General features: G+C 73.9%; 21 protein-coding genes and 1 pseudogene. 16 read left to right on the plus strand and 6 right to left on the minus strand.

Annotated features, from left to right (window positions below; genetic code table 11):
- Positions 1-296 precede the first annotated feature (296 nt).
- The gene (locus ACIQIB_RS38230; protein WP_400763920.1) at positions 297-1,868 is read left to right on the plus strand and encodes an FGGY family carbohydrate kinase; all 1,572 of its coding nucleotides are present in this window, start codon (positions 297-299) and stop codon (positions 1,866-1,868) included.
- Complete coding sequence (locus ACIQIB_RS38235) at positions 1,865-2,875, plus strand: NAD(P)-dependent oxidoreductase (protein ID WP_400763922.1); 1,011 nt, start codon at positions 1,865-1,867, stop codon at positions 2,873-2,875. Before ACIQIB_RS38230 ends, ACIQIB_RS38235 begins: the two co-directional genes overlap by 4 nt.
- 174 nt (positions 2,876-3,049) lie before the next feature.
- Here the strand turns inward: ACIQIB_RS38235 and ACIQIB_RS38240 are convergent, their stop codons facing one another.
- Positions 3,050-3,685, minus strand: a complete 636-nt coding sequence (locus ACIQIB_RS38240; RefSeq protein ID WP_363609378.1) for a class II aldolase/adducin family protein — start codon at positions 3,683-3,685, stop codon at positions 3,050-3,052.
- Positions 3,686-3,764: 79 nt separating this feature from the next.
- Positions 3,765-4,751: a sugar-binding transcriptional regulator gene (locus ACIQIB_RS38245; RefSeq protein ID WP_400763925.1), complete on the minus strand. Its 987-nt coding sequence runs from the start codon at positions 4,749-4,751 to the stop codon at positions 3,765-3,767.
- A gap of 197 nt (positions 4,752-4,948) precedes the next feature.
- Here ACIQIB_RS38245 and ACIQIB_RS38250 point away from each other — a divergent pair, with 197 nt between their 5' ends.
- The 11 genes and pseudogenes from ACIQIB_RS38250 to ACIQIB_RS38300 all read left to right on the plus strand — a co-directional run bounded on the left by ACIQIB_RS38250 (position 4,949) and on the right by ACIQIB_RS38300 (position 12,952).
- Entirely contained in the window at positions 4,949-6,271 is a 1,323-nt protein-coding gene (locus ACIQIB_RS38250) for an MFS transporter (RefSeq protein WP_363609375.1), read from the plus strand.
- A 201-nt stretch (positions 6,272-6,472) separates the two neighbouring features.
- On the plus strand, positions 6,473-7,783 hold the full coding sequence (locus tag ACIQIB_RS38255; protein WP_400763928.1) for a cytochrome P450: 1,311 nt from the start codon (positions 6,473-6,475) through the stop codon (positions 7,781-7,783).
- Positions 7,784-7,950: 167 nt separating this feature from the next.
- The gene (locus ACIQIB_RS38260) at positions 7,951-8,400 is read left to right on the plus strand and encodes a MarR family winged helix-turn-helix transcriptional regulator (RefSeq protein ID WP_400763931.1); all 450 of its coding nucleotides are present in this window, start codon (positions 7,951-7,953) and stop codon (positions 8,398-8,400) included.
- A gap of 17 nt (positions 8,401-8,417) precedes the next feature.
- Positions 8,418-9,260 carry an ABC transporter ATP-binding protein gene (locus ACIQIB_RS38265; protein ID WP_400659576.1) on the plus strand — a complete coding sequence of 281 codons (843 nt, stop codon included), beginning with the start codon at positions 8,418-8,420 and terminating at the stop codon, positions 9,258-9,260.
- Positions 9,220-10,095: an ABC transporter permease gene (locus ACIQIB_RS38270; RefSeq protein ID WP_363609367.1), complete on the plus strand. Its 876-nt coding sequence runs from the start codon at positions 9,220-9,222 to the stop codon at positions 10,093-10,095. Before ACIQIB_RS38265 ends, ACIQIB_RS38270 begins: the two co-directional genes overlap by 41 nt.
- A gap of 36 nt (positions 10,096-10,131) precedes the next feature.
- Positions 10,132-10,272 (plus strand): annotated as a pseudogene (locus tag ACIQIB_RS38275) (glycosyl hydrolase); the annotation flags it as partial.
- A gap of 54 nt (positions 10,273-10,326) precedes the next feature.
- Positions 10,327-10,491, plus strand: a complete 165-nt coding sequence (locus ACIQIB_RS38280; protein ID WP_363609365.1) for a hypothetical protein — start codon at positions 10,327-10,329, stop codon at positions 10,489-10,491.
- Positions 10,446-10,703: a glycosyl hydrolase-related protein gene (locus ACIQIB_RS38285; RefSeq protein ID WP_400763933.1), complete on the plus strand. Its 258-nt coding sequence runs from the start codon at positions 10,446-10,448 to the stop codon at positions 10,701-10,703. The genes ACIQIB_RS38280 and ACIQIB_RS38285 overlap by 46 nt, the downstream gene beginning before the upstream one ends.
- A gap of 101 nt (positions 10,704-10,804) precedes the next feature.
- A complete protein-coding gene (locus ACIQIB_RS38290; protein WP_400763934.1) occupies positions 10,805-11,758 on the plus strand; it encodes an ROK family protein in 954 nt (317 codons plus the stop codon).
- A gap of 163 nt (positions 11,759-11,921) precedes the next feature.
- Positions 11,922-12,308, plus strand: coding sequence for a type I phosphomannose isomerase catalytic subunit (locus tag ACIQIB_RS38295; RefSeq protein WP_400763938.1), 387 nt, complete (start codon positions 11,922-11,924; stop codon positions 12,306-12,308).
- A gap of 134 nt (positions 12,309-12,442) precedes the next feature.
- Entirely contained in the window at positions 12,443-12,952 is a 510-nt protein-coding gene (locus ACIQIB_RS38300) for a hypothetical protein (RefSeq protein ID WP_400763941.1), read from the plus strand.
- A 132-nt stretch (positions 12,953-13,084) separates the two neighbouring features.
- Here ACIQIB_RS38300 and ACIQIB_RS38305 read toward each other — a convergent pair whose 3' ends face one another.
- The 3 genes from ACIQIB_RS38305 to ACIQIB_RS38315 all read right to left on the minus strand — a co-directional run bounded on the left by ACIQIB_RS38305 (position 13,085) and on the right by ACIQIB_RS38315 (position 15,413).
- Entirely contained in the window at positions 13,085-13,627 is a 543-nt protein-coding gene (locus ACIQIB_RS38305) for a thioesterase family protein (RefSeq protein WP_363609357.1), read from the minus strand.
- Positions 13,624-13,947 carry a hypothetical protein gene (locus ACIQIB_RS38310; RefSeq protein ID WP_363609355.1) on the minus strand — a complete coding sequence of 108 codons (324 nt, stop codon included), beginning with the start codon at positions 13,945-13,947 and terminating at the stop codon, positions 13,624-13,626. Before ACIQIB_RS38310 ends, ACIQIB_RS38305 begins: the two co-directional genes overlap by 4 nt.
- A gap of 461 nt (positions 13,948-14,408) precedes the next feature.
- Entirely contained in the window at positions 14,409-15,413 is a 1,005-nt protein-coding gene (locus ACIQIB_RS38315; RefSeq protein ID WP_400763943.1) for a DUF6528 family protein, read from the minus strand.
- 445 nt (positions 15,414-15,858) lie between these two features.
- Here ACIQIB_RS38315 and ACIQIB_RS38320 point away from each other — a divergent pair, with 445 nt between their 5' ends.
- Together ACIQIB_RS38320 and ACIQIB_RS38325 are read left to right on the plus strand one after the other, a co-directional pair.
- Entirely contained in the window at positions 15,859-16,008 is a 150-nt protein-coding gene (locus tag ACIQIB_RS38320; RefSeq protein WP_400763945.1) for a hypothetical protein, read from the plus strand.
- A 2-nt stretch (positions 16,009-16,010) separates the two neighbouring features.
- Positions 16,011-17,198, plus strand: a complete 1,188-nt coding sequence (locus tag ACIQIB_RS38325; RefSeq protein ID WP_400763951.1) for an enoyl-[acyl-carrier-protein] reductase FabV — start codon at positions 16,011-16,013, stop codon at positions 17,196-17,198.
- A gap of 194 nt (positions 17,199-17,392) precedes the next feature.
- On the opposite strand, the gene ACIQIB_RS38330 is transcribed toward ACIQIB_RS38325, so the two are convergent.
- On the minus strand, positions 17,393-17,875 hold the full coding sequence (locus ACIQIB_RS38330; RefSeq protein ID WP_400763948.1) for a cysteine/serine endopeptidase inhibitor: 483 nt from the start codon (positions 17,873-17,875) through the stop codon (positions 17,393-17,395).
- A 298-nt stretch (positions 17,876-18,173) separates the two neighbouring features.
- Here ACIQIB_RS38330 and ACIQIB_RS38335 point away from each other — a divergent pair, with 298 nt between their 5' ends.
- A complete protein-coding gene (locus ACIQIB_RS38335; RefSeq protein ID WP_400659596.1) occupies positions 18,174-18,428 on the plus strand; it encodes a hypothetical protein in 255 nt (84 codons plus the stop codon).
- Positions 18,429-18,518: the final 90 nt, after the last annotated feature.

Raw genomic sequence — 18,518 nt, forward strand, 5'->3', positions numbered from 1 at the left:
CAGGCGAAGGCCGCTTCCATGTACGGGAGTTACCGATACGAGTGATCAAGTTCGGCAGCCCGTTCGAGGTCACTGCTTAAAGATCAAGCTAGGGCTTGTCCGACAATTCCCGCCACGCGCACGCGAACCGTCGGACAGGCCCTGGTGCGTCCGGGAACGGCGCACGTGGCCCGGCGAGCGGCGGGCGGGCGGGGCCGGTTGACTACCGCGGCCCGGACGCCTAAGTTCACCGTACTTTAGATCATCTCTTGAACTATTGTTCAGTGATGGTGGGCTCGGCTGTGGGAGGTCCATCAGTGACTCGGCAGGCAGTGGTCGGCATCGACGCCGGCACCACCGCGGTCAAGGCTGTCGTCCTGGCGCGAAGCGGCGAACAACTCGGCTGGTCACGCGTGCCCTTGCGGGTCGCGCGCCACGGCGACCGGGTGGAGCAGGACATGGACGAGGTGTGGTCCGCCGTCCGTACCACCGTGCGGGAGTCCGTCCGGCAGGCCGGCGACGGTGTGGAGATCGTCGCGGTGGGGGTGACCGGGCAGGGCGACGGCGCGTGGCTGGTGGACGCGGCCGGCCACCCGTGCGGGCCGGCCGTGATCTGGATGGACGGCAGGGCCGCCGGCCGGGTCGCCCGGTGGGAACGGGACGGCCGCGCCGCGCTGGTGCGCCGGAGCACCGGCTCCGCCCTGTTCCCCGGCGCCCTGCCGGTCCTGCTCGAACAGCTGGCGGAGGAGCGCCCCGAGCAGGTCGAACGGGCCGCACACCAGCTGAACTGCAAGGACTGGATCCGCTTCCGGCTGACGGGTGAGGTGGCCACCGACGCCTCCGAGGCGTCGCGCACCTATCTGGACGTGGCCACCGGCGCGTACTCCGACGAGCTGATCGACGGGCTCGGCCACCAGCGCTTCCGGAGGCTGCTCGCGCCCGTCCGACCGCCGCAGGCCGCGGCGGGCACGGTCAGCGCCGAGGCCGCCGACGCCACCGGCCTTCCGGTCGGCGTCCCCGTGGCGGCCGGCCTGGTCGACAGCGCCGCCGCGGGCGTCGGCCTGGGGGCCGTCCGGCCCCGGGACGCCTACCTCATCGTGGGGACCACGGCCTTCGCCGGGACGATCCACCAGGACAGCGGGGGCTGCCGCGCCGAGGGCCGGATCACGCTGGCGACCGGCTTCGGCCGCCAGGTCATCGAATGCCTCGCCCCCATGACGGGCGCGCCGAACCTCGACTGGGTCCGTACGGTGACCGGGCTGGAGACCAGCGACTGGGCGGAGGTGGAGCGTCTCGCACGGGCGGCCGGCCCCGGCGCGGGCGGTGTCCTCTACCTCCCCTACGGTTCGCCCAGCGGTGAGCGCGCCCCGTTCGTCGACAGGGCGGCGTCCGCCTCCTGGCTGGGCATGAGCGTACGGACCACGCCGGGGCAGCTGCTGCGCGCCGTCTACGAGGGGATCGCCTTCACGCTGCGCGAGTGCCTCGGGGAGCCCGTCCGGGGGCGGGCGCTGCGGATCGCGGGCGGGTCGGCCTCGTCGGACCTGTTCTGCCAGGTGCTCGCCGACGTCACCGGACAGCCGGTGGAGCGTTCCACCGAGCCCGAGCTGGGAGCACGCGGGGTGGCCGCGCTGGCCATGGTGGCCGGCGGCCTCGCCGACGACCTCGACGCGGCACTCGCCGCCCTGGCCTGCCCGGCCGCCACGTTCCGGCCCGAGCCCGCACTGCGGGACCTGTACGACCGCCAGGCACGCACGTTCGCCGCCGCCCGGGACGCCCTGCGCCCGGTCTGGCCCGCGCTGCGGGAGCTGCGCTCCCCCACGCCCACGTCCTCAGCCACCCCTGCCCCCTCAGCGTCGGCGGTCCGCGCCGACGGAATGGAGACCTCGTGACCAACGCGTCGCCCCGTGCGCGGCTGCTCATCACCGCGCCCTTCGATCCGGCGGCCGCCGAACGGCTGACCGACCTGTTCGACGTCGAGACCGTGGAGCCGTCCATGGCGGGCGACTCCCTCGCCAGGCCGGAGCTCGCCGAGCGGCTCGCGGCGGCGGACGCCGTGGTCTGCGAGGTGGACAAGCTCGACGAGGCCGCCCTGGCGGCGGCACCCGCGTTGAAGTTCGTCGTCTCCTGCCGGGCCAACCCCGTCAACGTCGACCTGCCCGCCTGCACCCGGCGCGGCATACCGGTCGCCGCGACCCCGGCCCGCAACGCCGAGATCACCGCCGATCTCGCCTTCACGCTGATCCTGTCCACCGTCCGGCACACCGGCGAGGCCGAGCGCTGGATGCGGGAGGGCAACTGGAAGGCCGACGACCTGTTCGAGCCCTACGTCCGCTTCCGCGGCATCGGCCTGGGCGGGCGGACCCTGGGCATCCTCGGCGGCGGCGCGATCGGGCGCCGGGTGATGCGCCGGGCGCTGGCCTTCGGCATGAAGGTCCTGGTCCACGATCCCTTCCTGGCGCAGGGCGCCTTCGGGGACGACGCGGAGGTGGTCGCCCTCGACGACCTCATGAGCCGCTCCGACGTCGTCACCGTGCACGTGCCCCTCAACGCCTCCACGGTGGGCCTGGTCGGCAGCGAGCAGATCGCCCTGATGCGCCCCGACGCCTACTTCGTCAACGCCGGCCGCGCGGCCGTCGTGGACGAGGCCGCGCTGATGACGGCCCTGCGGGAGAAGCGGATCGCCGGGGCGGGCCTCGACGTGTTCTGGAACGAGCCGCCGGACGCCGACTGCGAGCTCTTCCGGCTCGACAACGTCACGCTCACCCCGCACATCGGCGGCGCGTCCGACGATGTCGTCACCGAGCACTCCCGGATCGCCGAGCAGGCCCTGCGCGCCTGGGCCACGGGCGGGCAGCCCGCCGCCGTGGCGAACGCGCGGGAACTCGCCTCCTCCTGACCGGCCCTCCGGCGAAGGCCGCCGACCGTCCACCGGTCGGCGGCCTTCGCCGTGCCCTTCACCGGGCTCGCCGTGCCGGCGGTGGGCCCGCGTCGGTCCGGCGGCGGAACGCCCCGTGGGCGGGCACCTCCTGCGTCAGGGGGTGCCCGCCCACGGGGCGTCGAGGTCAGCCGGTCACGCGTGGTGCAGGGCGGCCAGTTCCTCGGCCGGGAAACCGGCGGTGGTGTTGCCCAGGGTCAGTGCCCGGTACGTCGCGGTGGCGGCCTCCTCCAGGTTCATCGCACGCCGGAAGGCCATCCCGATGTCCTCGCCGAGCGACGAGCAGCCGTGGTGCGAGAGGACCATGCAGTCGTGCTGCCGCGCCTGCTCGGCCGCGACGTCGGCCAGCTCGTCCGACCCGTTCGGGTAGTACGGCACGGTGCCGACGGAGCGGACGTAGTAGGCGTGGTCGAGGCTGATCAGCCGGATCGGCTCCCCGAGCGCGTCCAGCAGGACCGCGTGCTGGGGGTGCAGGTGCACCACGCAGTTCACGTCCGGCCGCACCTGGTAGGTGCGCTGGTGCAGCTTCCACTCGCTGGAGGGCCGGGCCGCACCCGCCGTCCGCTCCCCGGCCAGGGTCATGACGGAGAAGTCGGCCTCCTCCAGCCGGTCCAGCCACGTCCCCGCCCCGGTGACCACGAACTCGTCGCCGCCGGGCAGGCGCGCCGACAGGTTGCCCCCGCTGGCGAGGACCAGCCCGCGCTCCACGACGAGCCGGCCGACCTCGGCCAGCCGCTCGCACAGGTCCTCACGGGTATGAACTGGCTTCACATCATGTCCTTTCCTATGACCGCTCGTACGACCGCTCGGGGCCGCACGAAAGTGCTCGCAAAGGTGCTCGCGAGGGTGCTCACGAAGACGCTCCGGCGGAGGCGGGCACACCGGCCGGGGCGTCGGCCCCGGCGGCCGCCAGCAGGCCCTCGGCCGTACTGCTGTCCGTCACCAGCACGTTGATCAGCCCCTGGCTCAGCGCGACCCGGAGGGCCTGCAGCTTGGCGGCGCCGCGCGCCACACCGATCCGCACCGGCACCGCCCGCAGCTGCGCCAGGCTGAGACCGATGAGCCGGTCGTCCACCTCGCACGGGACGGCGGCGCCGTTCGCGTCGAAGAACCGGCCCGAGATGTCCCCCACCGCGCCCCGGCCGCGCGTGGCGGCCAGGTCCGACGCGCTCAGGTTCTCCACGAGCAGGCCGGTCCTCCCGCCGATCCCCGCGACCAGCACATCGGCCGAGACGGCCCGCTCCAGCGTCTCCTGGACGGCCGGGTCCTCCCGCCACACCTGGGCCGCCTGCGGAGTGCGCGCCAGCAGGGGGGCGGGCAGGTGGTAGGCGTGCCCGCCCGCGCCGGCGGCGAAGGCGAGGGCCAGCTCGTGGGAGCTGGCCGCGCGGGAGATTCCGCCGCCGCTCCCGGTGAGCGGGACGAAGTTCACGTCCCGGGCCGCTCCCGGCCGCAGGTGCCTGGGGATGGTGGCGGCGGACGCCGACAGTCCGACGGCGACGGTCGCCCGGTCCTCCAGGAGGGCGCTGACGCACTCGGCGGCCACCGCCCCCAGGGAGTGGGCGGCGCGGGCCTCGTCCTCGAAGGTCGGCCCCACCCACGCCTGGCGCAGCGGGTAGGCGCGCCCCAGGGCCGACTCCAGCCCCACGAACAGGTGGTCGTCGCTGTGCACCGTGATCTCGACGATGCCCACCCGGCGGGCCTCCGCCAGGAGCCGGGTGACCTTGATGCGGGAGAGTCCGCAGAGATCGGCGATCTCCTGATGGGTCAGGCCGTGCTCGTAGTACAACCGCGCGATCTTGCCCAGCGGTGGCTGCCTGTGATCATTTGTTCGCTCCATTGATCCTCCGTTCAGATCCTGCCCTCAGTCCGGCCGACGGTCAAGAGGGCGGCGAACAGGGGGCGGGCACCACGCCGACCAGCGAAAGAGAGCCCGCCGATGCCTTGACAGCGGGAGGGGTGGAGCTCATATTACATGCACTTTGGTTCGAGTTTTGATCAAATGTTCACGCGCTCGTCACGTGCCCCGGAGGACACATGACCCCCACCTCTCACACCGCGGCCGACACCGCCGCGGCCCGCCCCGGACTCCTCGAAAGACAGGGGATCGTCCGCCCGCTCGCCTTCGGCTACCTCGCCGTCATGCTGTTCATGGTCGGCGACGGCATCGAGTCCGGCTTCCTCTCCCCCTACCTGGAGTCCCGGGGGCTCTCCGGCAGCGAGGTCGCCCTGCTGTGGACGGTGTACGGCCTCGTCGTCGCCGTCGCCGCCTGGCTCTCCGGCGCCCTCGCCGAGGCATGGGGGCCCCGCAAGGTCATGCTGCTGGGCCTCGGCATCTGGGCCGTCTTCGAAGTGCTCTTCCTGAGTGTCGGCGTGGCCGCCGGAAACTACCCGCTCATGCTCCTCACCTTCGGCATCCGCGGACTCGGCTACCCGTTCTTCGCCTACGGCTTCCTGGTGTGGATCGCCCTGGAAACGCCGGAGGACAAGCTCAGCCGCGCCGTCAGCTGGTACTGGTTCGCCTCCACCACCGGCCTCGGCGTCATCAGCTCCTACTTCGCCGGCGCGGTCATCCCCGCCATCGGCGAGATGGCCACCCTCTGGCTCTCGCTGGCCTTCGTCGGCGCCGGCGGCGCCATGGTCGTCTTCCTCGTCCGCGCCCGCGCCGCCGCACCGGCGGCGGCCTCGACGAAGGAGTCGCTGACCAGGATGCTCAGCGCGCTGACCATCGTCAGGACGCACCCCCGGGTGGGCATCGGCGGTGTCGTCCGGCTGATCAACACCCTGTCCTTCTACGCCTTCGTGGTGTTCCTGACCACCCACATGACCCGCGACGTCGGCTTCTCCACGGCCCAGTGGCAGACCATCTGGGGCACCATGCTGCTGGCCAACGTCGCGGCCAACCTCCTCTCCGGCTACGTCGCGGACTGGATCGGCGGCATCAACACCATCGCCTGGGGCGGCGGACTCGGCTGCTTCGTGACGGTGCTCGCGCTCTACTACGTCCCGCAGGCGACCGGCCCCAACTTCGGTGTCACCATCAGCATCGCGATCGTCTACGGGCTGGCCCTCGGGGCGTTCGTGCCACTGTCCGCGATCATGCCGATGCTCGCCCCCCGCCACGTCGCGAGCGCGGTCGCCATCCTCAACCTCGGCGCCGGGCTCAGCCAGTTCGCCGGCTCGGCCGTCGCGGCCCTGGTCGGCCCGATCGGCGCCGGCGGCACCGTCTGGGTGCTCGCCTGCATCTACCTGGTCGGCCTCGTCCTCACCTTCTTCCTCAAGGAACCGAAGGCCGGAGCCGGTAACCACCCAGCCCCGGAAGCCGCACCCGCACCGCTGTCGGCGGCCGCCGACAGGTAGCCGCGAGACCCCTGCGGCCGGACCCACCGGGCACCGCCGGGCCGGTCCCCGGGCCGCAGGGCCACGGCCGGGGGCCGGCCGGCATAGAGTCGGTCCGCCGAACCGACGGTCCGTCAGGCGGGGTTCTCCGGAACTCCGGCGGGCGGCCCGGTCCGGCGGACCGCCAGGCGGACCGGCCGCCGGCCGGAGGAGGAGAAGCCCGTGGACACGGAACCGCAGCGCACCCCGGCCGCACCGCCCGTCCCCGAGCTGGCGGCCGAGGCCGTCGAGCAGTGGCGCGCGGAGGAGGCCGAACTGGTCGAGCTGCTGGCCCGGACCCGGCAACGGCTCGGCGGCGTCTCGGCGTTCCGGCTCGGACCGGCGCCCACCGTCCTGGTCACCGACCCGCACGCGGTCCAGCACGTGCTCGGCCGCCACCCGGACCGGTACGTCAAACGCTCCCACCGCGCCCGGATGTTGGTCGGCGACGGCGTCCTCTCCGCCACCGGCGACGCCTGGAAACGTCAACGACGGCTGCTGCAGTCGCAGTTCACCGGGCCCGGGATGCGCCGCTACGAGCAGCGGATCGCCGGCGCCGCCCGCCGCACCGCCGACCGCTGGTCCGGGTACGCGCGCACCGGCGGGCCCCTCGACGTGGGCGAGGAGATGCGGCGCTTCGCCCTGGACACCATCTGGCGCGCGCTCACCGGCCACCCCCTGGACGACCACGCCGAGCGTGAACTCGCCTCCGTGGCCACGGTGGTGGCCGCGCTGCCGACCCTGCCCGCCGACGGCGCCGACGCCCGGGACGCCGTCGCCGCCGACCTCGCCAGGATCGACGCCGTCGCCCAGCAGGCCATCGACACCGCCCGCCGCGCGCCGGCCGGGCCCGACGGCCCCGGTGTGCTGCGCGTCCTGCTCGACGCCGGTGCCGAGCACCCCGAGTACACCGACCGGCTGATCCGGGACGAGCTGGTCACCCTGCTGGTCGCCGGGCACGAGACCACCGCCACCACGCTGACCTGGCTCTTCCTCCTCCTCGACCGGCACCCCGAGGCCCGCGCCCGGGCGCTGGAGGCGGGCGCCGAGGGCTCGCCCGAGCGCCGGGAGGCCGTCCAGGCCCTGGTCAGCGAGACGCTCAGGCTGTACCCGTCGGCCTGGCTGCTCCCCCGGCACGCCGTCGAGGACGACACCCTGGCGGGCCACCGCATCGCGGCCGGCACCGACGTCCTGGTCTGTCCGTACCTGACCCACCGCGACCCCGGTCTCTGGCCGGACCCGGAGCACTTCGACCCCGGCCGTTTCACCACCCCCGGCCGGCGCCCCGCCCGGCCGGGCGCCTATCTGCCGTTCGGCCTCGGGGCCCGCGCCTGCCTGGGCGCCCAGTTCGCCCTCCGCGAGACCACCGCGCTGCTCGAACTCCTGCTGCCCCGGCACACCCCGCGCTTCCGGCACACGCCCACGGGCGCGGCCTACAGCATCACCGTCCGCCCCGACGGGCCCACCCCGGCCACGCTGGGGGCTGTGAGGTAGCTCTCATTGAGAGCTAAAATGATGGTGTGACGTACCCGGAACCGCCCGGATCAACCGGATCAACCGGATCAAGCGGACCACCCGGACCACCCGGACTCTCCCGAGTCGCCGACGGGCAGGGCTTCACCGGTGAGCTCGGTGATCTGCTGGCCGGTGTCCAACGGCTGATGCGACGGCGACTGCGGCGCGGACTGACCACGCCGAGGCTGCGCGGCGCACAGGTGGAACTGCTGCGACTGGTCGCCGGCAGCCCCGGGATCAGGGTGTCCGCGGCGGCCAGGGAGCTCTGCCTCGCGGGCAATTCGGTCTCCACCCTGGTCAACCAGCTGGTCCGGGCCGGGCTGCTGACCCGGGAGGCCGACCCGGAGGACGGCCGGGCGGTCCACCTCGCCGTCACCGCCGAGGCCACCGCCCGGCTGGGCGCCTGGGACGCCCGCCGCCGGGCGCTGCTGGAGGAGCGGGTGGCGCTGCTCCCCGAGGCCGACCGGGAGGCCCTGCACGCGGCACTGCCCGCGCTGCGCAGGCTCGCGGACGGGCTGCGAACGGACGGGCTGCGAACGGACGGGCTGCGGACGAACGGGCCGCGGACGAACGGGCCGCGGACGAACGGGCTGTGAACGGAAGGAGACCCACCATGACCACCGGTCCGGGTACCGCCGAGGCCGCTGTCTCCTGCATCGGGGTGGAGTACGCCTTCGGCGCCACCCGCGCGCTGGACCGGTTCGATCTGGAGGTCGGAACCGGCGAGGTGTTCGGCCTCCTCGGCCCGAACGGCGCCGGGAAGACCACCGCGATCCGCGCCATCACCACCCTGCTGCCGGTCCGGCCGGGCATGATCCGTGTCCTCGGGCACGACTGCGCCCGCGAACCGATGGCCGTCCGCCGCCAGCTCGGCTACGTACCCCAGCAGTTGTCCGCCGATGCGGCGATCACCGGCCGGGAGAACGTCGAACTGTTCGCCCGGGTCTACGACGTCCGGCGCCGCGAGCGGGCCGCCCGGGTCGCCGAGGCACTCGCCGCGGTCGACCTGACGGAGGCGGCCGACCGGCTGGCGGGCACCTACTCGGGCGGCATGGTCCGCCGGCTGGAGCTGGCCCAGGCGCTGGTCAGCGCGCCCCGGCTGCTCATCCTGGACGAGCCCACGATCGGCCTCGACCCGATCGCCAGGGACAGCGTCTGGGACCGCATCCACCAGGTACGGACCGCCGCCGGGATGACCGTCCTGGTCACCACCCACTACATGGAGGAGGCCGACGAGCACTGCGACCGGATCGGCCTGATGCACCGCGGCCGGGTCCGGGCCGTCGGCACCCCGGACGAGCTGCGCGCCGGGCTGGCCCGGGCGGGCGGGCGTCTGCCGTCCCTGGAGGACGTGTTCCGTCACTACGCCGGCAGCGGTCTGGGCGACGCCGCCGGAGAGGGAGGCGAGTTCCGCGATGTCCGACGCACCCGCACCACCGCGTCCCGGGTCGGCTGACCCGGCCGAGGCCACCGACGCGGCCACCGGACGGCTGCATCTGCTGCTCACCCCGCCGCAGGCCCGGCCGGCCTGGCGGGTGGTGCCGGCCCGGATGCTGGCGCTCTGCGCGGTGGAGCTGCAGAAGCTCCGCCACGACCGCACCGAGCTGTACACCCGGGCCGTCCAGCCCGCCCTCTGGCTGCTGATCTTCGGTGAGACCTTCACCCGGATCCGGGCCGTGCCCACCGGCGGCATCCCCTATCTCGACTTCCTCGCGCCCGGGATCATCGCGCAGTCCGCGATGTTCATCGCGATCTTCTACGGCATCATGATCATCTGGGAGCGGGACGCCGGGGTGCTCACCAAACTGCTGGTCACCCCCACGCCCCGGGCCGCCCTGGTCACCGGCAAGGCCTTCGCCGCCGGGGTGAAGGCGCTGGTGCAGGCGGTGGTCGTGGTGGTGATCGCGGCCCTGCTCGGCGTCTCGATGACCTGGAACCCGCTGCGGCTGGCCGGGGTGGCGCTCGCCGTGGTGCTCGGGTCCGCGTTCTTCGCCTGCCTCTCGGTCTCGGTGGCCGGGATCGTGCTCACCCGGGACCGTCTGATGGGCATCGGGCAGGCCATCACCATGCCGCTGTTCTTCGCCTCCAACGCCCTCTACCCCGTCGCCGTCATGCCCGGCTGGCTGCGGGCCGTCAGCCGGGTCAACCCGCTCAGCTACGAGGTGGACGCGCTGCGCGGCCTGCTGGTCGGGACGCCCTCGCACCTCGGGCTGGACTTCGGCGTGCTCACGTTCGCGGCACTCGTCGGCATCGCCACCGCCTCCGCGCTGCTCGGACGCCTCGCCCGCTGAGTACCCGGGACCCGCTGAGTACCCGGGAGGAGTGCCGGCCCGGTCTTCGAGGCGTTCATGCGCCTCACCGAGGCGGGCGCCCGGCCGGCCACCGTCCTCGCCGAACGCGCGGCGGGCCAGGGGCACCTGGCCGCCCGCGGGATCACCGAGGTCGTCCGCCCCGACGACGTACGCTGACGTCCGACTCCCCCGTGACCCACCACCCTCAGTAACGCAACGGAGCCCGCTGCCATGCACGATGACCGCACCCTGGTCGAGTCCCGCCTCAAGCGCGTCCTGGAGGGGCGCATCCGCCCGGCGGTGCACCCCGAGTCCGTCCCGCTGGAGGTCGGCGTCTGGACGACGCGCTGGTGGTCAGCGCCGTCAAGCCGGCCGACGACCGCAGCGGCGACCTGATCGTCCGGGTCCACGAGGCGAACGGCGGCCGCGCCCGGGGCCGGCTGACCACCTCGTTCCCGCCGGCCGGGGCGGTGCCCTGCGACCTGCTGGAGCGGCCGTGGGACGGCACCCGCGGCGAGGTCACCGTGACGGACGGCGGCATCGAGCCGGGCCTGCGTCCGTTCGAGCTGGTCACGCTGCGCCTCACCCCCGGCGGCGCGGCCGCCTGACACCGTCGCGCCGTCCGGCGTTCCCGGTTCCGTCGTACGGCGCCCCTGCCCGCGCGGCAGGGGAGCCGCCCCCGTCCCACCCCCTCCTGGAGTACCCCGCGATGACCGTCAACCCGCCCCGCCCCGCACTGTTCGCCGCCCTCGACATCGGCGGCACGAAGATCGCCGGAGCACTCGTCGACGACCGCGGGGAGCTCCGCCGACGGATCCAACTGCCCACCCCGGCCCGGGAGTCAGCCGGGCAGGTGCTCGCCGTGGTGCACCGGGTCCTGGACCACCTCGCCGGGGACGGCGACTGGGCGCGGGTGAGCGCGGTCGGCATCGGCAGCGCGGGCCCGGTGGACCTCGTGCACGGCACCGTCAGCCCGGTCAACATCCCCGGCTGGCGGGCCTTTCCGCTCACCGCCGAGGCCGCCGCCCACCCGGCCGTGGCGGCGCTGGGGGTGCCGGTGGCGCTGGCCGGGGACGGTGTCGCCATGGCGGCGGCCGAGCACTGGCGGGGCGCGGCGCGCGGCGCCGACAACGCGCTCTGTCTGGTGGTCTCCACCGGCGTCGGCGCCGGGCTCGTCCTGGACGGCGCCGTCCGGCCCGGCCCCAGCGGCAACGCCGGCCACCTCGGCCACATCAGCGTCGACCTCGACGGCGGCCCCTGCCCGTGCGGCTCGCGCGGCTGCCTGGAGGGCATCGCCAGCGGAACGGCGATCGCCCGGCGCGCCCTCGCCCGGGGCTGGCGCCCCTCGGGGGACGACCGCTCGGCGCGCGCCGTCGCGGCGGACGCCCTGGCCGGCGACCCGGTCGCCCTGGCCTCCTTCGACCGGGCGGCGCAGGCACTGGCCGCCGGGATCGCCGCCACCGCCGCCCTGGTGGACCTCGACCGGGTGGTCGTCGGCGGCGGCGTCGCGGCGGCCGGAGAGGCGCTGTTCGCCCCGCTCGCCCGCCATCTCGACCGGTACGCGGCGCTGCCGTACATCCGCGGCCTCGACGTCCGCCGCGCCGAACTCGGCACGGACGCCGGCCTGATCGGCGCCGCCGGGATCGCGGCCGGCCTTTCCTGACCCCGACCTCGATTCACCGCACAACTCCTGAACACGATCTGACGAATCGTCACGAGGGAACGGCGTGCCCGCCCCCACCCGACCCCCGTTCGCCTGCCTCGCCAATCCGGTCCGCGATTAGAGCTTGTCTGACAGTTCCCGCCGCGCGCTGATGCGACGCGAAGTGTCAGACAAGCCCTACGCCTGGGGCTCCGTCACCGCGATCCCCGAACTCACCGGCACCGCGCCCACCGGCGCCCCGCAGGCCGAACCGTGGATGGGCGCCCACCCGTCGGCGCCGTCCTGCCTGGACGAGGGCAACGGCCCGCGCCCACTGGACCGGCTGATCGCCGAGGACCCGGAGGCCGAACCCGGGCCCGCGACGCTGGAGCGCTTCGGCCCGGAACTGCCGTTCCTCTTCAAGGCCCTGGCGGCCGAGCGGGCGCTCTCCCTCCAGGTCCACCCCACCCGTGCGCAGGCCCGGACCGGGTTCGCCGCCGAGGAGGCCTGCGGCATTCCGCTGAACGCCCCGCACCGCACCTTCAAGGACACGGGCACAAGCCCGAACTGATCTGCGACCTGGGCGACTTCGAGGCGCTCTGCGGATTCCGCCCGGCCGGGTCCACCGCCCGGCTGCTGGACGAGCCGGCCGGCCCGCTGCTCGCCCCCTGGGCCGCCGCGCTGCGCCACCGGCCCGCCGGGGAGGTGCTGCCCGCCCTGCTGCGGCACGTCCTGGACGACGTCCGCCCCGGCCCGGCCGACCTCGCCGCCGTCACCGGGGCGGTGCGGCGGGTGGCCGACGGCGGCGGCCCGTTCGCCGGGGCCTGCGCCGCGTACGCCCGGGCCGCCCAGGACTGCCCCGGCGACCCCGGCCTGGTCGCCGCGCTGCTGCTCAATCACGTCCGGCTCCGCGCCGGCCAGGCCCTCTTCCTCGACGCCGGCGTGCCGCACGCCTATCTGCACGGCGTGGGCGTCGAGTTGACGGCCAACCCGGACAATATGCCGCACTGCGGCCTCACCGCCAAGCACGTCGACCTGGACGGGCTGGTGGCCGTGCCGGCCTTCGCACCGACGAGCCGAAGGTCCTCACGGCGGCTCCGGCCGGTGCGGGGATCGAGGAGCGATTCCCCTCACCGGCCGAGGAGTTCCGGCTCTCCCGGCTGCGGCGGGGCCGGTCGGCCTATCCGCGCCCCGGCGCCGGGCCCGTCCACCTGACCGGGCCGGGCGCGGAGCTGTTCCGCGTCACCACCGGCGGCCGGAGCGGCGACGGGCCCGCCGTCGGCTGACCACCGCCGGCGCCCCGGTCGCGCGACGCGGGACCGGCCGGCCCAGGTGGGGCCAACGACCCTAGAGCGCCGGGGCGTTGCAGCGTCTGCGCGCGCGGGGGACCTGGGTGGGCGGCCCGGTCCGCGCCGCGGGCACCGGGACCCGCTGCGGCGAAGCCGCGGGCCGCAGCTCGACCGGCCGCCCTTCCGGCATGAACGCCGAGAGGAACCGCCGCTCGGACGGGCTGAGCGCACGGGAGCGACCGGACTCACGGTCCCGGGCCACCACCACGGTGCGCGCCCTCATGTAGGTCAGCGGATCGCGGCAGACGTCCACCACGACCTGCGCGGAACTGCGGCCCAGCCGCTCCACCGTCAGCCGGACCAGCAGCGGCTCCGGCCGGTGGTACAGCTGTTCGAGGTAGTCGATCTCGTGCCGGGCGATCAGGAATCCGGACGGGAAAAGGTTCTCCCGGGCGGCGACGGGGTGGTGGCAGAACAGGTCGTAAATCCCCTCCTGGACATAGCCGACCAGGCGGGCATTGTTGATGTGGCCGTTCTCGTCGACGTCGCTCCACCGAGTGGGGCAGGCCAGGACATGCGCGGTGCGGGTCAGCGCGCTCACCGCTGCCTCAGCCCGGCATCGCCCTGGCCGCCGACCGCGACGGGGAGCAGCGCCCGCCGCAACCGGGCGTAGTAGACGGCGTGTTCGGACGCCATCCGGGCCACCGTCCAGCCCTCCTCGGCCGCCTCGGCGGCCGCTTCGACGACCAGGCTGTCGAGCACTCCGTCAACGGCACGGCAGAGTTCGGCGACCGCTGCCAGGCGTTCGCGGACATCGGCCCCCCGGGCACCGCCCCGGGCGGGGAACGCCGCGAGCGATTCCACAGCGAGCTGCAGATCGTCGACGGTGTCCGGCCGGAACTCGGAAAGGCAATTGCGCACAGTCTTCTCCCAAAACAACTACAGCATTGTTGGATGTGTTCGAATCCGCCGGAGTGGTTCGAAGCCCCTCGGCGGAAAGGACGCTATCCCAGCGCGGGCGGCGCTCCGCACGTTTGGGGAACTCGACGGGAAACTGACCTCTATCGGAGTATGTGCGGGGGTATAAATATCCGCACCGCCGCCCGAATGCCGGCCGGCCCGGCCCGGCCTGTCCCGCCACCCCGCGCAACGCCTCTGACCTGCGACTTCACTCCTTCTCTGCGGGCCGGACTTCCGCCTCCTCACCGATCGTCAGGACCTCTCGGGCGGCAAACAGCCAGTGTCCGTCCCCGGCACGCACGAAGCGGTCGTGATAACGGCCGACGATATAGACCCGGTGGCCGTCGTCCTCACCGGCCGGGGAGAGCCCGGTGGAACGGCTGTTCGCCGGCCGACGGCGCCCCGCACGCGACAGCCGCCGGTCACCGGCCGGTCCACCAGCGCGCCTTGTAGAGGTGCGTGCCGCGCAGCGTGCGGGTGCCGTCCGGGCGGTGCAGGGTGAGCACCGAGGTGCACCAGTCGCAGGGGCCCGCGTGGTCGGGGGCCGCGGTGAGGAGTCGGCCGGTGCCGGGTTCGTCGCCGACGCTCTTGAGGTCGCGCCCGGCCTCCTCGTCGCCGAGGCGGACCTGGTCGAACCGGTCCGTCGCCGGGTCGTACCGCCACAGGTGCGCGGCCGTGCTCACCCAGAAGCGGCCGCCGGGCGCGGAGGGTGCGGGCGTCGCGCGGACGGGCGCGGCGAGGACGGGCGCGAGGTCGTGTCCGCCGGGCTCGGGCAGCGGCGTGGTCCGGACGGCGGTGAGCACCGGTGCCGCCGCCGTGCCGCCCACCCGCAGAGCGGTCAGCACGTCGTCACCCACTGCCCAGAGCAGCCGGGTGGCCGCGTCCCAGTGGACGCCGTGGGCTCCCCCGAGCGGGTACGTCGCCCAGGTACCGCTGCGCGGGCCCTGCGAGGCCGGGTAGAGGCGGACCCACCCGCCGGTGCTGGCCGCGACGGCGACATTGCCGTCCGGCAGCAGCTCCACGCTGTGCGGATTGGCGGCTCCACCGGTATCGGTGGCCCAGTACGGCTCGCCGGTCGCGGTGTCGACGACGGCCGCCAGGCCGCCGGAGGCCGTGGTCAGCAGGAAGCGGCGCCCCTGACGGACCCGGCTCTTCGCCTCGGACGGATTCGACCAGCTGCGGGCGGGGGCCAGGTCCGCGAGCCGCGCGTCCCGGTCGGCGCTCCACGACCACACCACCGGGAGGCGGTCCGGCCCCTGGTAGGCCATCAGCTCCTCGGCGCTCTGCAGCACCAGGACCCGCCGGGACGCCTGGTCCACCACCACGACCGCCCACCCGGGCGGCGAGGCCGCCGCCGGCGCCGGCCCGCCGAGCGCCAGCGTCAACAGGCCCACCAGCGCGACACGCAGCCCTCGCACCACCGTCACCACGACCACCTTCCGCCGCCCGGCTGCCCCGGGTACCCGGCCCAGCCTGCGGCGCGGCGTCCGGGCGTGCCAGCGGGCGCGCCCGGACGGGCCCGGCTACGCGGTGCCGGGTGCCTTCTGGACCGGATGGAGCGCGACCCGCGTCGCAGGTGGCGGTGGCGAGGCCGCCGTACTTCCGGTTGCCCGTCAGGATCCGGCTGCCCACCGGAATTTTCCGGGAATGCGCCGGAATACGACCGGGGAGATACCGGAGACGAATACGCGGCACTCGTTCCGCCCGCGGGCAACCGTCCGGAATTGCCGCGACGCCGCTGCCGGTCGCCCTCGCCACCGACCTGATGCGCCGCTTCACCGCCGCCGGATAGCCGAAGGAAGGACCTGACAGCAATGCCGCTTCCGACAAACGCGGAGCACATCCTCCGTCGCGCGCTGGCACAAGCCGCCGGTGCCCGGCCTGGATACGATCCCCGGAGACGGGCGCCTGGAGCAGGACCTCGGGATCGACAGCCCGGCCCTCGGCCGCCTGACCACCGACGCGGACATCCGCTCACTCCTCGCGCGGCTCGACCCCCAACCGGAACGGACACCCCTGTGAGCATGCGAGAGGTCGCCCCCAAGGGGCGCGGATACCTGATCGTCAACTCCCACCCCGAGGGCTGCGCGGCGGTCGTCGACCGGATGTGGCAGGCGATCACGCCCCGCGAGGACGGCAGCGCACCCACCGTGCTGCTGCTGGGAGCCAGCGCCGGCTACGGGCTCGCCGTCCTGCTGGCCGGGCTGCGCCGGCACGGCATCCGCGGTGTCGGCGTCGCCTACGAGGCCCCGGAGACCGAGCGGCGTACCGCGTCGGCCGGCTGGTATCGCACCGCCGCCGCGGCCGCCCTCGCGGCGGAGAACGGCAACGACTTCACCTTCGTCAACGCCGACGCCTTCGGCGCCGACGCGAAGGCCTCGGTGCTGGACCTGGTCGCCGCGCAGTACGGCCCCGTCGACCACCTGGTCTACAGCCTGGCCGCACCGCGCCGCACCGACCCGCGGACCGGTACCGTCCACCACTCCGTCATCAAGCCGCTCGGCGAGGCCTACGAGGCCCCGTCGCTGGAGTTCACCGACGACATCGCGAAAGTCGGCTCGGTGAGGCTGCCGCCGGCCACCGAGGACGAGCGCGAGGCCACCATGAAGGTGATGGGCGGTGAGGACTGGGCGCTGTGGGTCGAGGCCCTGGCCGGGCGCGGCCTGCTCGCGGACGGCTTCACCACCGTGGCCCTGTCCTACGTCGGTTCCGAACTGACCGCTCCCGTGTACCGGCAGGGCACCATCGGCGCGGCCAAGGAGCATCTGGAGCAGACCGCGGCCACGCTCAACGACACGGTGCTCGCCGGCGGCACCGGCCGGGCGTTCACCGTGGTGGCCGGTGCCGCCGTCACACAGGCGTCGACCGCCATCCCCTCCATCGCCCTCTACACCTCGCTCCTGCGCGGCGTGCTGGGCGAGGACTTCCGCAGCACCGACCGGCAGGCCGTCGAACTGTGGGAGCAACTGACCGGCGCCGAACCGCTCGTCCTGGACGGGCAGGGGCGCATCCGGCTGGACGGCTGGGAGATGGACGAGGCCGTCCAGCAGCGGGTTCGGGCGCTGTGGGCCGACCCCGAGGCGGCACTGGAGGCCGACACCTCGGGGACCCGGTGGTTCCTGGAGCAGGTCCGGTCCCTGTACGGGTGGGACGTGCCCGGCGTCGACTACGGCCGGCCGGTGGAGACCACCGTGACGTGGCCCTCCGCCTGACGACAGCGTGGTGGTCGCCCCCTCCGAGGGGGCGACCACCACGCGCCTGCCGGATCCGCACGACGGGACGCGGTTCGGCAACTCACCGACCGCCACCCCGCCGGCCTCGTACCGGCCTCCCTGATCCCCCGGCTCGGCGAATCCACCGGCGGGTCATGGGCGGATCATTGGGCGGATCATTTGCCGGACAGGCCTCAGCCGATGGTCGAGCCGGTGACGGGCTCGGAGAGGGGGACGGTCTCGCCGGTGAAGCCGGCCTTGACGAACTGCCAGGTGAGACCGTTGATGACGCCCTGGCCGAGCGGCGCGAGCTGGGCGAAGGCGGGCTGGCTCAGGTCGATGTGGGTGGAGTCGCAGGACGGACACTGGTCCTTGACCGGCACGGTGACGGTCTTGCCGTTGTAGGTCACCTTGACGGAAATGCCCTTGCAGACCGGGTCGTTGTTGGGGTTGGCGGTGGTCCACCAGGTGTGCGAGACCGCGACCAGCATCTGGGTGGCGGCGTTGATCTGGGTGCCGCAGGCACCGTAGCCGGCGTCGTTGTAGTAGGTCGCCTTGCCGGTCATCGGCTGGTTGATCGGTATCGCGGCGTTGGCCGTCCCCGCCGTCAGGGCGATCAACGCGGCGGCGGCGAGCGGGGCTCCGGCCAGGATCCTGAGGTTCTTGGCGACTCGCATGTGTTCCCTCCGGTTCGGTGCGGATGGCATGGCTGGCTGGCTGGGCAGGGGCGGTCCGCCGTTCTGCCGCTTGCGCGCAGGGTGAACAAGTAGCCTGTCGCGAACGGGAGTTCGGAGTCGTTCCGATCACCCCGAAATGGAACCTAGGCCAGGCCGGCATGCAAGGTCCATACCTTTGACGTGTTGTCATGAACACAAGTCAAGAAGCTTTACGAACGCGGCCGAAGGCTGGACCATGGGTGACCGCGCGGCACGGCGGACCGTTGACAGGGCACGTTCCGCTCCCCCTGGAGGCACTATGCGCACCGCGCTCCGCACCGCCCTGACCGTCACACTCCTCGGCGCCGCCGCCCTCACCCCCGCCCTCGGCACCGCCGAGGCTGCCGACGCGGCCCCGCGGGAGGTGAACCAGGGGTACAGCATCCCGGTCGGCGCGATCACCGACCTCGGCGCCCTGCCGGTGCTCGGGCACCTCGGGACGGACTTCGCCCGGCTGCTCGGGCCGACACCTCACGAGGCGGCTCGTGAGGCGGCTCGTGAGTTGTCGGCCTAGGCCCAATGCCGGTGACTTTGTGGTCGGTGTCTCGTTGGTTGTGGTGTGGCGAGGGTGGGGCAGGTCAAGTCGCCTGCGGATGAGCGGATA

It is taken from the genome of Kitasatospora sp. NPDC092286 (genome assembly GCF_044755565.1).
In the GTDB taxonomy this organism is placed as follows: Bacteria; Actinomycetota; Actinomycetes; order Streptomycetales; family Streptomycetaceae; genus Kitasatospora.